Annotated in this window: 13 protein-coding genes and 1 tRNA gene; 9 read left to right on the plus strand and 5 right to left on the minus strand. The window is 67.5% G+C overall.

Features of this window, described 5'->3' with window-relative positions:
- Positions 1-131 precede the first annotated feature (131 nt).
- The 3 genes from DBY63_RS18520 (at position 132) to DBY63_RS18530 (ending at position 3,942) form a co-directional block, all read left to right on the plus strand.
- A complete protein-coding gene (locus DBY63_RS18520) occupies positions 132-2,150 on the plus strand; it encodes a methyl-accepting chemotaxis protein (protein ID WP_027598513.1) in 2,019 nt (672 codons plus the stop codon).
- 96 nt (positions 2,151-2,246) lie between these two features.
- Complete coding sequence (umuD, locus tag DBY63_RS18525; protein ID WP_027598514.1) at positions 2,247-2,678, plus strand: translesion error-prone DNA polymerase V autoproteolytic subunit; 432 nt, start codon at positions 2,247-2,249, stop codon at positions 2,676-2,678.
- A complete protein-coding gene (locus DBY63_RS18530; RefSeq protein ID WP_042136810.1) occupies positions 2,671-3,942 on the plus strand; it encodes a Y-family DNA polymerase in 1,272 nt (423 codons plus the stop codon). Before umuD ends, DBY63_RS18530 begins: the two co-directional genes overlap by 8 nt.
- 15 nt (positions 3,943-3,957) lie before the next feature.
- On the opposite strand, the gene cycA is transcribed toward DBY63_RS18530, so the two are convergent.
- Complete coding sequence (cycA, locus tag DBY63_RS18535) at positions 3,958-5,340, minus strand: D-serine/D-alanine/glycine transporter (protein ID WP_108582534.1); 1,383 nt, start codon at positions 5,338-5,340, stop codon at positions 3,958-3,960.
- A gap of 248 nt (positions 5,341-5,588) precedes the next feature.
- On the opposite strand from cycA, the gene DBY63_RS18540 reads away from it, so the two are divergent.
- Complete coding sequence (locus DBY63_RS18540; RefSeq protein WP_108582535.1) at positions 5,589-7,766, plus strand: ATP-binding protein; 2,178 nt, start codon at positions 5,589-5,591, stop codon at positions 7,764-7,766.
- A 93-nt stretch (positions 7,767-7,859) separates the two neighbouring features.
- Here DBY63_RS18540 and DBY63_RS18545 read toward each other — a convergent pair.
- Positions 7,860-7,933 (minus strand) — tRNA-Gly (locus DBY63_RS18545).
- Between the two features lie 134 nt (positions 7,934-8,067).
- Between DBY63_RS18545 and DBY63_RS18550 the strand changes: the two genes are divergently transcribed.
- From DBY63_RS18550 to DBY63_RS18565, 4 genes are all read left to right on the plus strand, one after another.
- Positions 8,068-9,129 carry a M4 family metallopeptidase gene (locus DBY63_RS18550; protein ID WP_108582536.1) on the plus strand — a complete coding sequence of 354 codons (1,062 nt, stop codon included), beginning with the start codon at positions 8,068-8,070 and terminating at the stop codon, positions 9,127-9,129.
- Positions 9,130-9,141: 12 nt separating this feature from the next.
- Positions 9,142-9,477, plus strand: a complete 336-nt coding sequence (locus DBY63_RS18555) for a protealysin inhibitor emfourin (protein WP_007161915.1) — start codon at positions 9,142-9,144, stop codon at positions 9,475-9,477.
- Between the two features lie 211 nt (positions 9,478-9,688).
- Positions 9,689-10,318 (plus strand): SatD family protein, encoded by a 630-nt coding sequence (locus DBY63_RS18560; RefSeq protein ID WP_037007319.1) that lies wholly within the window; start codon positions 9,689-9,691, stop codon positions 10,316-10,318.
- Positions 10,315-10,776 carry a hypothetical protein gene (locus DBY63_RS18565; protein WP_027598520.1) on the plus strand — a complete coding sequence of 154 codons (462 nt, stop codon included), beginning with the start codon at positions 10,315-10,317 and terminating at the stop codon, positions 10,774-10,776. The genes DBY63_RS18560 and DBY63_RS18565 overlap by 4 nt, the downstream gene beginning before the upstream one ends.
- A 2-nt stretch (positions 10,777-10,778) precedes the next feature.
- Here DBY63_RS18565 and DBY63_RS18570 read toward each other — a convergent pair whose 3' ends face one another.
- Positions 10,779-11,810 (minus strand): MBL fold metallo-hydrolase, encoded by a 1,032-nt coding sequence (locus DBY63_RS18570; protein ID WP_108582537.1) that lies wholly within the window; start codon positions 11,808-11,810, stop codon positions 10,779-10,781.
- A 63-nt stretch (positions 11,811-11,873) separates the two neighbouring features.
- On the opposite strand from DBY63_RS18570, the gene DBY63_RS18575 reads away from it, so the two are divergent.
- Positions 11,874-12,488, plus strand: a complete 615-nt coding sequence (locus tag DBY63_RS18575) for a pseudouridine synthase (protein ID WP_027598522.1) — start codon at positions 11,874-11,876, stop codon at positions 12,486-12,488.
- A gap of 9 nt (positions 12,489-12,497) precedes the next feature.
- Here DBY63_RS18575 and DBY63_RS18580 read toward each other — a convergent pair whose 3' ends face one another.
- Both DBY63_RS18580 and DBY63_RS18585 read right to left on the minus strand, forming a co-directional pair.
- Complete coding sequence (locus DBY63_RS18580; RefSeq protein ID WP_108582538.1) at positions 12,498-13,463, minus strand: HAMP domain-containing protein; 966 nt, start codon at positions 13,461-13,463, stop codon at positions 12,498-12,500.
- A gap of 62 nt (positions 13,464-13,525) precedes the next feature.
- Positions 13,526-14,125, minus strand: coding sequence for a LysE/ArgO family amino acid transporter (locus tag DBY63_RS18585; RefSeq protein ID WP_007161919.1), 600 nt, complete (start codon positions 14,123-14,125; stop codon positions 13,526-13,528).
- Positions 14,126-14,186: the final 61 nt, after the last annotated feature.

The raw sequence follows: 14,186 nt of genomic DNA on the forward strand, positions 1-14,186 counted from the left end.
GAGTGGCAAAGGGCCATATAAGCGAGACGGCAGGCCGATAGCGATAGAACTGTTACAGAAAACTCTGTCTATTACGTCACAAATTGGGCGGTACAGCCCAAGTGACCCCCTCTGCCGCCCGTGAGCCCGCCATGAATCTGTTGACCCCTGTCGTAAGCCTAATGAATCGCCTGAGATTCCCCGCCAAATTCGCCTGCCTGGCGGCCATCATCCTGGTGCCCCTGGTGTTTCTCAGCGTCTATCTCTATCAGGATATCCAGGAACAGCGGGTCGGTCTGGCCCAGGAAATCGACGGTCAGCGCTATCTGACGCAACTGACGCCGGTCGCCCGCTTGAGCATGTTGCAGCGCGCCCTGACCAAGCGACTCCAGGATGGCGATGCCTCGGCCCAGCAGGATTGGCAGAACAACCGTGACAACCTGCTCAAGGCCTATGACGACCTCGGCCGGCTGGATCGCGAACTCGGCACCCAGCTGGAAACCGGCGATCGCCTGAGCCAGCTGCGGCGAGGCGCCGAGCGCCTGATGCAGGGAGCCACCGGCACCCCGCTGGAGGGATTCGAGGCCTGGAACGAGCAGCTGACCCAGACCCTCAATCTCTTCTATTACGTGTCGGCCACCTCCGGCCTGGCGCTGGATTCGGATTACACCAGCCTCTTTCTCATCGACATCACCTCCGTGCGCCTGCCGCGGGAAATCAACCTCATCGGCCAGCTGCGCGGCCTGGCCTTCGGCCTGAGTGCCACCAACCGCTTCGATCCGGCCAGTCTGAATCTGGCGCGCAGCGTGGTGAACCAGGAACGGCAGAGCGCCGACGAACTGGAGCAGGGCCTCAGACTCCTGGCGCGGCAGGCGCCGGAGCTGGCCCAGCGCCTCAAGGGCTCCCTGGCCCAGGCGGCGGACGACTATGCCAACTTCCGTCAGGGCATGCAGGCGGCCATGACCAATGAGGGTACGGTTTCCGGTCGCGCCCTGGGTGCCCAGGGCAATGCCGTGGTCGCCCGCTACTACAAGGTGCAGGAGGAAGCGCAGGGTCAGCTCTCCCAGCTGCTGGCCGAGCGTCTGGCGCATGCGACCACGCTGCGTAATCTGGTCGTGGGCATGATCCTGGGCGCCCTGCTGCTGCTGGCCTATACCTTCGCCGGCATCTACCAGGCCCTGCGCCTGGGGATCGCCGAACTGGTCGGGGTGACCGCCGCCGCCGCTCAGGGCGATCTGAGTCGCCGCGCCGCCCTGCACGGGCGTGACGAGATCGCCGACATCGGCCGTAGCCTGAACGCGATGCTGGAGGCCTTCGGTCGCTCGCTGCGCGAGGTGGATCAGGCCTCCAGCGCGGTGGCCGAGGCCTCGGGGTCCCTGGCCGGCTCCATCGGCCAGGCCCGTTCGACCATGCAGACGCAACAGGGCGAGACCGATCAGGTGGCCACCGCCATCACCGAGATGACCGCCAGCGTGGCGGACGTCGCCAACAACACCGAAGGCGCCGTGGCCGCGGCCCAGCAGGCCGATCAGGCCACCCGGGAAGGCACCCGGGTGATGCAGCAGACGCAACAGGCCATCGAGGCCCTGGCCGCCGAGGTGGACCTCAGCGCCACCAAGGTCGCGGCCCTGGAAACCCACAGCCAGGCCATCGGCGGGGTCATCGCGGTGATCCGCACCATCGCCGAGCAGACCAACCTGCTGGCGCTCAACGCCGCCATCGAGGCCGCTCGGGCCGGCGAGCAGGGCCGCGGCTTCGCCGTGGTGGCCGATGAGGTCCGCACCCTGGCCTCGCGCACCCAGACCTCCACCGAGGAAATCCGCCGCATCATCGAGCAGTTGCAGGCCGCCACCGGCGAGGCCGTCGGGCAGATGCAGGCCAGCCGCGGCCATGCCCTGACCGGCGTCGCGGCGGCCGAGCAGGCCAGCGTCAGCCTGACCAGCATCGGCGCCGCGGTGGAGCGCATCGTCGACGTCAATGTGCAGATCGCCAGTGCCGCGGAACAGCAGGCGGCGGTCTCCGAAGACATCAACCGCAACACCACCGGCATCCGCGCCAGCACCCTGCAGGTCCTGACCGGTATCGAGTCCGATGCCGGTACCGCCGAACGCCTCGCCGGCCTCTCCCAGGACCTGCGCGGCATCGTCTCGCGCTTCCGCCTCAGCGCCTGATGGCGCCGCTCATCGGCGCAGATTAGGTCGGACTTTACAACACGGCAGCTGCGGATAACTGTATAAATAGACAGTTATCCGCAGGAACACCTTGTCATGTCCGTTACCGTCCTGGGTTGCCTGGAATCGTCCGACACCCGGCTGCCGCTCTATGATTTTCGCCTGCCGTGCGGCTTCCCGTCGCCGGCCCAGGATCATCTGGAGCGCCAGGTCTCGCTGGACGAGCTGGTCGACCTGCGCGCGCCCCACACCTATGTCATCCAGGTCAGTGGCGACAGCATGACCGGCGCCGGCATCTTTGCCGGCGACCTGGTGATCGTCGATCGCGCCCGGCCGGCACGGGTCGGCGACATCGTGGTGGCGGTGCGCGATCGCGAACCCACCCTCAAGCGCCTCGGTCGGCGCGGCGCCAATTTCGTCCTGCTGGCGGAAAATCCCGCCTATGCCCCCCTGGTCATCGGCGAGCGCGACGACTTCGAGGTCTGGGGCGTGGCCACCCACAGCCTGAGGCGTTTCGGCCATGGCTGAATCGGTGCTGGCGCTGATCGACTGCAACGCCTTCTATTGCAGTTGCGAGCGGGTCTTCCGCCCCGATCTCGCTGGGCGCCCGGTGGTGGTGCTGTCCAACAACGACGGCTGCGTGATCGCCCGTTCGCCCGAGGCCAAGCGCCTGGGCATCGCCATGGCGGCGCCCTGGTTCCAGGTGCGCGAACTGGCCCGGCGCGGCGAAGTGACGGCCTTCAGTTCCAACTACGCCCTCTATGGCGATCTCAGCGACCGGGTGATGCGCACCCTGGCGACTCTGGTGCCGCGCCTGGAGCGTTACAGCATCGACGAGGTGTTCGCCGATCTGGCCGGCCTGCCCGAACCCCTGGACGCCCTCGGCCATCGCCTGCAGGCCCGGGTGCAGAAGTGGACGGGCATCCCGGTCAGCGTCGGCATCGCCGGCACCAAGACCCTGGCCAAGCTGGCCAATGCAGCCGCCAAGCGCTGGCCGGAGCGCACCGGCGGGGTGCTGGATCTGCGCGATCCGGCGGTGCATGACTGGGTGCTCAGGCATTCGCCCATCGAAGACGTCTGGGGCGTCGGCCGGCGCCTGGCCGCGCGGCTGCGCGGGGAGGGGGTCAGCACGGCCTGGGACTTGGCCGGGCAGGACGCCTGGTCATTGCGCCAGCGCTACAGCGTGGTGCTGGAAAAGACCGCGCGGGAATTGCGCGGTCTGGCCTGCCTGAGCCTGGAGGAACTGGAAGCGCCCCGGCAGACCATCTGCTGCAGTCGCATGTTCGGTCGCCGCCAGTATCAGTTCGGCGCCCTGGCCGAGGCGGTGGCCAGCTACACCGCGCGGGCTGCGGAAAAGCTGCGCGCCCAGGGCTCGCTCTGTCGCACCCTGAGGGTCAGCATCCAGACCGGCATGCACGGCGCCGACGAAGGCCGCTACGCCAATGCCGCCCTGCTCAACCTGCCGGTGCCCAGCGACGACACCCGGGTGCTCAACGACCAGGCCCAGGCGGGCCTGCGCGAGATCTTTCGCGACGGCTTCGGCTACGCCAAGGCCGAGGTGCTGCTGCTCGATCTCTGCGGCCGTAGCGAGGTGGCGGCGGATCTCTTCGCCGCCGCCCCGGATCCGGCCGCGGCCCGGCTGATGGCGACCCTGGACGCCATCAACGGCCGGTTCGGTCGCGAGACCCTGAGACCGGCGCGGATCCCGCGCGATCCCGCCTGGCAGATGCGCCGCGACCTGCTCAGCCCGCGCTACACCACCCGGCTCGATGAACTCTGGACGCTGGGCTGAGCGGCCAGCGTCCGGCTAGCCGGCGCGTACCACCCGCCGCCCGCGCCACCGGTAGCCCACCCCTAGCAGCAGGAACCACAGCGGACTGGCCAGCAGCGCCTGGCGGGTGTCGTCCTGCAGGGTCAGCAGCACCAGCACCGCGGCGAAGAAGGCCAGCACCCCGTAGCACACCCAGCGCCCGCCGGGCAGGCGGAAGGCCGAGGCGGCATGGCGCTCCGGACGGTTGCGGCGGTAGGCCAGCCAGGCCAGCAGGATCAGCGACCAGACGAACATGAACAGCACCGCGGCCAGGGTGGTGACCAGGGTGAAGGCGGTGACCAGGTTGGGGATCAGGTAGATCAGCACCGTACCCAGCAGCAGGCACAGGCAGGACAGCACCAGGCCACGCGCCGGCACCGCCGCCCGCGAAAGGCGGGTGAGGCCGCGTGGCGCATGGCCTTCGCGGGCCAGGCCATAGAGCATCCGGCTGGTGGAGAAGATGCCGCTGTTGGCCGAGGAGGTGGCCGAGGTCAGCACCACGAAATTGATCAGGCTGGCGGCCATGGGCACGCCGGCCAGCACGAAGAGTTCGACGAAGGGACTCTTGTCCGGCACCACCTGGCGCCAGGGCGTCACCGCCATGATCACCACCAGCGCCAGCACATAGAACACCAGGATGCGTACCGGAATGGAGTTGATCGCCCGCGGCAGGTTGCGCCGCGGATCGGCGGTCTCGGCGGCGGTGGTGCCCACCAGCTCGATACCGACGAAGGCGAAGACGGCGATCTGGAAACCGGCGAAGAAACCGCCCAGCCCCATGGGAAAGACGCCGCCGTCGTTCCACAGGTTGGCGAGGCTGGCGACGTTGCCCGAGGGCGACTGGAAGCCCCAGAGCACCAGGCCGAATCCGGTGACGATCAGGGCGCAGATGGCGACGATCTTGATCAGCGCGAACCAGAATTCCAGTTCGCCGAACAGTCGCACCGTGACCAGATTCAGACCCAGCAGGAGCAGCACGCAGAGCAGCGCCGGGATCCAGGGCGCGAGGCTGGGAAACCAGAACTGGGCATAGGCGGCGATGGCGATGACATCGGCGATGGCGGTGACGATCCAGCAGAACCAGTAGGTCCAGCCACAGAAGAAGCCGGCCCAGGGCCCGAGCAGATCGGTGCAGAAGTCGATGAAGGACTTGTACTCCAGATCCGACAGTAGCAATTCGCCCAGGGCGCGCATGACAAAGAACAGGGCGCTGCCGATGATCAGATAGACCAGCAGGATCGAGGGGCCGGCCAGGGCGATGGTCTTGCCCGAACCCATGAACAGGCCGGTGCCTATGGCGCCGCCGATGGCGATCAGTTGCAGATGGCGATTGGACAGGCTGCGTTGCAGCCCCTCGGGCGGGGTGGGAGACGCGGACATGACGAGCGGATACCTGACAGCGACAGCGGGGGCCACACGGTAAGAGATGCACGGCGCCGGTGCCAGTCGTTTCACCGGGACAGCATGCCGCAGGCCCGGTCCCGCCTCGGGTGGGCAGGGCGGTGCCAGCGATGGATCACGGTACTGGCAGGGGCCTTGCGTACCTGCCTATCATGGGCATCCGGGCGCCTCGCGGCAGGCCCGGACGGCCACGAGATCCCTCCGCGCCTCTGCCAGTGAGTCGTCCCTTGTCCTATCTCGAAAGTTTCGCCTGGGAAACCACGCCACTGGGCGCGCGCGCCAGCTGGCCCGTGGCCCTTCGGACCACCTACGACCTGCTGATGGCGTCTCCCTTCGCCATGTGCGCCACCTGGGGCGCCGAGCAGACGCTGATCTACAACCAGGCCTACGCCCCCTTTCTCGGCGCCCGCCATCCGGCCGCCCTGGGGCAGCCGATCGATGAGGTCTGGGCGGAATTGTGGGACGAGATCGCGCCGCTGATCGCGCGGACGCTGGCCGGCGAGGCGCTGCACTTCGTCGACAAGCACTTCGTGATGACCCGCAACGGCTATCCCGAGGACACCTACTGGAGCTTTTCCTACAGCCCGCTGCGCGATGGCGAGCGCATCGTCGGCATGCTCAACATCACCACCGAGACCACCGCCAGTGTTCAGGCCCACCGTCAGCGCGATGTGGCCGAGGCCGCCCTGCGGCGGCACAACCTGACCCTCGAACAGGAGCTTTCCGCACGCATCGACGAGCTCGATAGCGCCCGCGCCGCGGAGAGCAGCGTGCTGGCCGCCGCCGAGCGCGTGCAGCTGGCCCTCGCCGCCGGCGCCATCATCGGCACCTGGTACTGGGATCTGCCCACCGACAGGTTCACCGTCGACGAGGCCTTCGCCATCAACTTCGGCCTCGACCCGGCCCTGGGGCGCGATGGCCTGAGCCTGGCGCAAGTGGTGGCCACCGTCCATCCGGACGACCAGCCCGGCCTGGCCGCGGCCATCGCCGACGTCATCGGCCGTGGTGGCCGCTATGCCCACCAGTACCGGGTCCGCCGCAGTGACGGCCGCTACTACTGGCTGGAGGCCAACGGCCACGTCGAACTGGCGCCGGATGGCACCCCGCTGCGCTTTCCCGGCGTGCTGCTGGACGTGGACGCCCGCCGGGCCCTGGCCGACGAGCGCGACCGCGCCCTGGCGGACCTGCGGGACCTGACCGCCACCCTCGAGCAGCGGGTCGAAGAACGCACCGAAGAATTGCGGCGCTCGGAAGAGGCCCTGCGCCAGTCGCAGAAGATGGAAGCGGTCGGCCAGCTCACCGGCGGCCTGGCCCACGATTTCAACAACCTGCTCGCCGGGATCTCGGGCAGCCTCGACCTCATGAGCCTGAGAATTGGCCAGGGGCGCTTCACCGAGCTGGAAAAATACCTGACGGCTGCCCAGAGCAGCGCCAAGCGCGCCGCGGCCCTGACCCATCGGCTGCTGGCCTTCGCCCGCCGCCAGACCCTGGCCCCGGAAGCCACCGAGGTCAACCAGCTGGTGGGCGGCCTGCTCGACCTGGTGCAGCGCACCGTGGGGCCGGCCATCCAGGTGCAATTCAGCAGCCTGCCGGACGACCAGCCCCTGCTGGTGGACCAGTCCCAGCTGGAGAACGCCCTGCTCAACCTGTGCATCAACGCCCGCGACGCCATGCCCAAGGGCGGACGCATCCTCATCGCCGCCAGTCATCGCACCCTGGGCGAAGCGGATATCCGCGACTTCGAGCTTGCACCTGGACGCTATCTGCATCTGAGCGTGACCGACAGCGGCAGCGGCATGACGCCGGAAGTCGCCGCCAAGGCCTTCGAGCCCTTCTTCACCACCAAGCCCATGGGGCAGGGCACAGGCCTGGGGCTGTCGATGATCTATGGCTTCGCCCGCCAGTCGGGCGGTCAGCTGCGGCTGCGCTCGACGCCCGGCGAAGGCACCACCGTCTGCCTGTACCTGCCCCTGCGACCGGTGGAGCGGCCGTGCGGGCTGCCTCGGGTGGAGGACCAGCCCGCTCTGCTGGAAGGCGCCAATGCCACGGTGCTGGTGGTCGACGACGAACCCACGGTGCGCATGCTGGTGACCGATCTGCTGCGCGAACTGGGCTACGTCATCATCGAGGCCGCCGATGGCGCCGGCGGCCTCGAGGTGCTGCACTCCGATGCCCGCATCGACCTGCTGGTCACCGACGTCGGCCTGCCCGGCGGCATGAACGGCCGCCAGCTGGCCGACGCCGCCCGCGTCCGCCGCCCGGCGCTCAAGGTGCTGTTCATCACCGGCTTCGCCGAAACCTCGCTGCTCAGCGACGGCCACCTGGAACCGGGCATGGCGATCCTGACCAAGCCCTTCGCGGTGGAGGCCCTGGCGCAGCGGGTGAAGGGGCTGGTGGCGGGGTAGGTTTCGCGCGCGAAACCCCTTTGGCAGGGCCCGGAAACGCAACGGCCCCCAATCAGCGTGTCCGCAAGGACTGATTGGAGGCCGTCTGGAATCTGGAGCGGGCGAAGGGAATCGAACCCTCGTCATGAGCTTGGGAAGCTCAGGTAATGCCATTATACGACGCCCGCGTGGGGTGCCTTTGTACCAGAAGCCTGCCTCCGGGTGAAGAGGCGGGAGCCGTCTGGTCGTTTCGTGGTCCAAGAAACACGGACCGCACGCTGCGGTGATCGGGGACTCAGTCCCCCAGAGGAGGAGGGCGCGCATGTCTCGTAACCCGGGCACCTACCAGGGGGTGATTCCCCCCTACATTCTTGGTCGCATCATCGATCATGGCGACGAACACCAGCGTTCCTGCGCCCTGACCACCCTGAGTCATGTCCAGAGTCTGCTGCACAACCCCGGTCGCCCCGGCGTGCGCCAGGCACCGGTCGGGCCGCTGCCGCGTACCGATGACGCCAGTCCGCAGCGCAGCATCTTCGATGCCGGCAACGCCATGCAGCTGCCCGGGCGTCTGGTGCGCCAGGAAGGGCAGCCGGCACTGAGCGATGTGGCGGTGGACGAGGCCTACGACTACCTGGGTGCCACCTTCAGATTCTTCAACGAGGTGTTCGGGCGCAATTCCATCGATGGCCAGGGCCTGCCGCTGGCCGGTACCGTCCACTATGGCCAGGAATACCAGAACGCCTTCTGGAACGGCGAGCAGATGGTGTTCGGCGATGGCGACGGCGAGATCTTCAACCGCTTCACCATCGCCCTGGACGTCATCGCCCACGAACTGGTGCATGGCGTCACTGAGAGCGAGGCGGGCCTGGTGTACTTCAACCAGTCCGGCGCGCTCAACGAATCGGTCTCCGACGTCTTCGGCATCCTGGTCAAGCAGTACCAGCTCAAGCAGACCGCCGCCGAGGCGGACTGGATCATCGGCGCCGGGCTGCTGACCAAGAAGATCAACGGCAAGGGCCTGAGGTCCATGGCCGAGCCGGGTACCGCCTACGACGATCCGACCCTGGGCAAGGACCCCCAGCCCGGGCATATGCGCGACTACATCGAGACCCGCGAAGACAACGGCGGTGTCCACCTCAACTCGGGCATTCCCAACCGGGCCTTCTATCTGGCGGCGATGGCCCTGGGTGGCTACGCCTGGGAAAAGGCCGGGCCGATCTGGTACGACACCCTCTGTGACAGCCGCCTGGCCAACGATGCGGATTTCGCCTCCTTCGCCCGTCTGACCGTCTCCAATGCCGGTCGCCGTTTCGGCGCCGAGTCGGCGGAGGTGCGTGCGGTCGAGGAGGCCTGGGCTGGCGTGGGCGTCACTCTCATCTAGAGGAGCAGGGCAATGCGCGAACTTCCCCCGCTGGGCAAGGACACCGTGGTGCGACTCTCGCGACAGGGCGGCTTCGCGCCCCTGCACGCGCTGAGCAAGCCGCGGGAGATCGAATTCGGCCAGTACGACAGCGCCCAGCGCGGGCGCATCTGCTCGGTGCTGGAACGCTGCCTGCCGGAATCCGGCGAACCGACCCAGGTCGGGCGGGGCGATCAGCGCTACTTCAAGGTGGAATTGCGCTTCCGTCCCCAGCCCGCCGAGCAGCAGGACGAACTGACCCTGCTGATTCCCGAGGACCGCGCGCCCAGCGAGCTGGTACGACTCTGGGACAAGGGGCTGGTGGAATAACCTGAATTAATGGTCGGGAGCAGCGAGGTGTTGAGGGCATCCTCAAGCGTCCTGGCCGCTTGTGTCTCTTGCCCTGCTGATTACTGATGACATTTAGCGCTAGGCGAGTCGCACCGTTTTTGGGTAAAAAGAAGCGATTGACCCTTTTATGGTTACATCGCGAAAAATGACCCCAAAACAGGAAATGACTGCCAGGACACTCGCGGTGGTAATGGGCGACCTGGTGCATAGCGAGCACGCTGCCGATATCGCGCAGTTACACAAGGCTTTCAATGAAGCGGTCGTGCAGTGCAACAGGCGTTATGCCGACGTCCTGGCATCACCGTTGACCATCACCCTTGGAGACGAATTTCAGGGCCTGGTGACGTCCCTGAATGCCGGCGCTCGGCTGTTGCGTGACATCAGGCTGGATCTCCTGCAGCGTGGTATCGATTGCCGTTTCGTGCTGGGGCTGGCCCGGATAGAAACGGCTGTGAATCCGCAGCAGGCCTGGAACATGATGGGGCCGGGTCTTAGCCGCAGTCGGCACAAGCTAAACGAAAAGCGCGCGCTCTGCCGCTATGGTTTCTCGCTGCCTCAGGAGCCGCTGTTGGAGACCACTCTCGATGCACTAGGGGTTGGCTTGACGGTTATCGAGAAGGGTTGGACGCAACGTCAATTGAGCGACATCGCGGCACTGTTGAACGGACAGTTACCCGCGGAGCTGGCAGAGCAGCGTCAGGTATCGGTCCATAGCATCTACAAGGTACGCACCTCCGGTCACTTCGACGCCTATAGCCAACAGTGGAATGCCGTGCTGGAAGTGCTGGCGGATCTGGATCGCAGGGAGGCTGAGCAATGAACGGGTTGCTGCAAGGATTGCATGCACTGGCCTATACGCTCTTCGCCTTGGCCCTGTTGACCGAGCTTGGCAATGTCTTGTGTCGCAGGATGCTCATCCGCATGACACGGCCAAGAATGCCAGGCGCGTCCAGCGATGGCGCCTTTTCCGCGGGACGCCTCATCGGCTGGCTCGAACGTCTGGTGTTGGCTGCGGGACTGCTAAGCAACAGCTGGGAAATCCTCGCGGCGGTGATAGCGCTCAAGACCGTCGCTCGCTTCAAGGAGCTGGATCAGCGGGACTTTGCCGAATACTTTCTGGTCGGCTCGCTGTTCAGCATTCTCTGGGCCATCGTGATTACCGGGGCCTGGATGCTTTATGACCAGCATTGGGGAGTCGGTATGAGAGCCACCCTGATGGATTGGCTCAGCGCCTCCTCCTTGCCGCCTTTGATCGAAGCAGCAAAGGTCGGCGGCTGACCTCAGGGCACCGACCAGACCTCGCCCGGCGCCAGTGTCCGGAACGCCTCGTCCGCCAGGCCATGCAGGGCGCGGGCATGGGCCAGGTCGCGGGGCGGGGCGAACTGTTCTTCGTCGCTCAGGGAAAAGGTGCCGAAGTGGATGCCCAGGCTGCTGGCGGCGCCCAGCGCCTGATGAGCACGTACCGCATCGTCGGGATTCAGATGGCTGTCCCGCATGAACCAGCGCGGTTCGTAGGCGCCGATGGGCAGGGCGGCGAAACGCGGTGCCCCCAGGCGTTCGCGGATCTGCGCGAAGTGCGGACCCCAGCCGGTGTCGCCGGCGAAATAGACCGGTCCGGTCGGCGCTTCCAGTACGAAGCCACCCCACAGCCGGCGATTGGTGTCGAAGCGACTGCGCGCCGACCAGTGCTGGCCTGGCACCAGGTGCAGGCGCAGGCCGTCCTTGAGCGGCAGGCTTTGCCACCAGTCCAGTTCGCTGACGGTGACGAAACCGGTCTCGCGGCGGATCAGCTCGGCGTTGCCCAGAGGCGTCACCACCGGCGTCAGGGGCGCGCGCTCGGCCAGGCGCCGCAGCGTCGCCAGATCCATATGGTCGTAGTGACTGTGGCTGACGAAGATCAAGTCCAGCGGCGGCAGGTCATCCAGGGCCACGCCGGGGGCGTGATAGCGTCGCGGACCGATGAAGCTGAAGGGACTCACCCGCTCCGACCAGACCGGATCGGCGAGGATGTTGAGGCCCTGATGCTGGATCAGCAGGGTGGCATGGTTGACGAAGGTCACCCGCAATTCGCCACCCTCGACCCGGGCCACTGGCCGCGTCGGTACGGCCGGCCCGTCCTGCCAGGTCCACTCGGGACGGGTGCGGGTGAACTGCCATTTCAGCAGGGTCCAGAGGCTCTTGTCTTCGCGCGGCGCCAGGTTGTGAAAGCGCTCGCCGTCGAAGTGATCGGAGCGCGGACCCTCGTAGGCGGAGGAGGCGCAACCGGCCAGGGTCAGCAGGTGGATCAGCCACAGCGGACGAAAGATGCGCATGGGACCTCGGACGAATAGACTGGGCGGTCCAGATTACCCTTTGGCTAGCCGCCGTCGATCCCCATGTCGCGAAATACCCGTTCCACCCCCGGCCAGCGTCCGCGGCGCCAGGCCAAGGCACCGCCGGTCACGCCGCGGTTGCTGCTGCTCAACAAGCCCTTCGACGTGCTCACCCAGTTCGCCGACGCCGACGGCCGCGCGACCCTCAAGGCCTATGTCGAGGTGCCGGGCGTCTATCCCGCTGGCCGCCTGGATCGCGACAGCGAAGGCCTGCTCCTGCTGACCAACGATGGCCAGTTGCAGGCGCGTATCGCCGATCCCCGGCACAAGCTGCCCAAGACCTACTGGGCCCAGGTGGAGGGCACACCTGGAGAAGAGCAGCTGCAGCGCCTGCGCCAGGGCGTCGACCTCAATGACGGCCCCACGCTGCCGGCCGAGGCGCGCCTGCTGGCGGAGCCGCCGGCGCTGTGGGAGCGCGATCCGCCGGTGCGCTTTCGCAAGAGCGTGCCGACCGCCTGGATCGAGCTGACCATTCGCGAAGGGCGCAATCGCCAGGTGCGGCGCATGACCGCCGCGGTGGGCCTGCCGACCCTGCGCCTGGTGCGCGTCCGCATCGGCCCCTGGACCCTGGACGATCTGGCGCCGGGCGCGTGGCGCGAGGTGCCGGCGCAGCTCTAGGGGCGGAGCTCAGTCCTGCCGCTGGCTGGCGGCCTCCTCTAGATCGCCGGCGATGTCGGCGAGGCGGCGGCTGACGTCCTTGAGCACCTGCGGATCGACCTCTCGCGGCGGCTGGCCCGGCCCGGTCACCAGCTGATTGGCCAGCAGGGCGCTCAGGGCGCCCACCTCGCCGGCCTGGTGGCGCAGGTCGTGGGTGTGCTGCACGGCGGCGTCGCGCAGGAGATTGGTGCTGAGGACCAGGCGCCCCATTTCGTCATCGCGGCCGCCGGGCAGGCGCTCGCCGAAACGCCCGCGCGCCAGCAGCCCGAGTTGTCGGGCGCAGGCCACCAGCGGATCCACCAGCCGCCGCTCCACCAGCCGTATCCCGAGGAACAGCAGGCCGCCGCCACAGAGCAGCAGGGCCAGGCCGGCGAGCAGGATGTCGCGCTGGGCCTCGGCGCGGATGGCGGCGATCTGCGCGGCGGTGCGTCCGTGCAGGTCGTCGACCAGGGCGGCGAAGCCCTCGGCGGTCTCGCGGTCGATACCACGGACCTCGGCATCGCCGCGACGCGGATCGCGATCATGGGCGAGATAGGCGGCCTGGCCGGCGCGATAGCGCTCGCCCAGGCGTTGGTGCTGGGCCCGCAGCGCCTGGAGCCGCGGTTGCAGATCGGGATCGACGCTGCCGGTCAGTTGCTGCAGACGCCGGTCGACCTCCGCCTCGCGGGTCAGGAAGGCCTGCCAGTAGCGCTCGGCCGTCGTGGCATCGCCGCCGCGCAGAAGAAAATTCTTCCACTCCTGGACCTGGATCTTGAAGATCAGGTGGGTGTCGTCGATCTCCACCAGGCGCTCCAGCGGGCCTTCGATCAGGTGCTGGTAGCGATGCAACTCGCGGGAGAGCAGGCCGAAGCCGGCCAGGGCGATCAGCAGCATCAGCAGCAGACTGCCGCCGAACAGGAGCAGGCTCTGACTGCGGAGCGAGCGGGCGAAGGGCATGAGGACTCTCGACAGGAAACGCAGAGCCGCAGCTTAGGGCGCTCGCCCGGGGAAGGCCAGCCTCAGGTCGAGACCAGCAACTGGGCGGCGACGGCGAACATCACCCCGGCCACCAGCAGATCGATCAACCGCCACACCCCTGGGCGGGCCAGGTAGGGCGCGGCCCAGGCGGCGCCCAGGGCGAGGCCGAAGAACCACAGCATGGAGGCCGTGGCCGCGCCGAACACATAGGCCAGGGGCGCGGCCTGCTGGCTGCCCAGGGAGCCCACCAGCAGCACCGTGTCCAGATAGACATGGGGATTGAGCAGCGAGACCGCCGCGGCGGCGAGCAGCGCCTGCCGCCTGCTGCGTGGCTCCGCCGCGGCCAGGGTGCCCATGGCTGCCGGCCGCCAGGCCCGACGCAATGCCTGGGCGCCATACCAGAGCAGAAAGGCCGCGCCGCCCCAGCGCAGGATATCCACCAGCAACGGACTGTGCTGGATCAGCGCTGCCAGGCCCAGTACCCCGGCGGCCACCAGAATCACGTCGCAGGTAAGGCAGAAGGCGGCGATGGCCAGATGGTGCTCGCGGCGCAGCCCCTGGGCCAGCAGATAGGTGTTCTGCGCGCCCAGCGCCATGATGAGACTGGCCATGGTCAGGAGGCCGGTGACGTAGCTGTTCATTGCGGAAGTGGTGCCCTGTCGTGCTGGATTGGCTGCCACCTTGCCGCGTCCAGGTGTATAA

This window comes from Pseudomonas sp. RIT411 (assembly GCF_003057735.2).
Classification (GTDB): domain Bacteria; phylum Pseudomonadota; class Gammaproteobacteria; order Pseudomonadales; family Pseudomonadaceae; genus Chryseomonas; species Chryseomonas oryzihabitans.

Excerpts from the sequence above, each read along its gene's own strand:
- DBY63_RS18550 (WP_108582536.1), top strand. The coding sequence starts at position 8,068 with ATGTCTCGTAACCCGGGCACCTACCAGGGGGTGATTCCCCCCTACATT.
- umuD (WP_027598514.1), top strand. The coding sequence starts at position 2,247 with ATGTCCGTTACCGTCCTGGGTTGCCTGGAATCGTCCGACACCCGGCTG.
- DBY63_RS18555 (WP_007161915.1), top strand. The coding sequence starts at position 9,142 with ATGCGCGAACTTCCCCCGCTGGGCAAGGACACCGTGGTGCGACTCTCG.
- DBY63_RS18560 (WP_037007319.1), top strand. The coding sequence starts at position 9,689 with ATGGGCGACCTGGTGCATAGCGAGCACGCTGCCGATATCGCGCAGTTA.
- DBY63_RS18520 (WP_027598513.1), top strand. The coding sequence starts at position 132 with ATGAATCTGTTGACCCCTGTCGTAAGCCTAATGAATCGCCTGAGATTC.
- cycA (WP_108582534.1), bottom strand. The coding sequence starts at position 5,340 with ATGTCCGCGTCTCCCACCCCGCCCGAGGGGCTGCAACGCAGCCTGTCC.
- DBY63_RS18580 (WP_108582538.1), bottom strand. The coding sequence starts at position 13,463 with ATGCCCTTCGCCCGCTCGCTCCGCAGTCAGAGCCTGCTCCTGTTCGGC.
- DBY63_RS18575 (WP_027598522.1), top strand. The coding sequence starts at position 11,874 with ATGTCGCGAAATACCCGTTCCACCCCCGGCCAGCGTCCGCGGCGCCAG.
- DBY63_RS18565 (WP_027598520.1), top strand. The coding sequence starts at position 10,315 with ATGAACGGGTTGCTGCAAGGATTGCATGCACTGGCCTATACGCTCTTC.
- DBY63_RS18570 (WP_108582537.1), bottom strand. The coding sequence starts at position 11,810 with ATGCGCATCTTTCGTCCGCTGTGGCTGATCCACCTGCTGACCCTGGCC.
- DBY63_RS18530 (WP_042136810.1), top strand. The coding sequence starts at position 2,671 with ATGGCTGAATCGGTGCTGGCGCTGATCGACTGCAACGCCTTCTATTGC.
- DBY63_RS18585 (WP_007161919.1), bottom strand. The coding sequence starts at position 14,125 with ATGAACAGCTACGTCACCGGCCTCCTGACCATGGCCAGTCTCATCATG.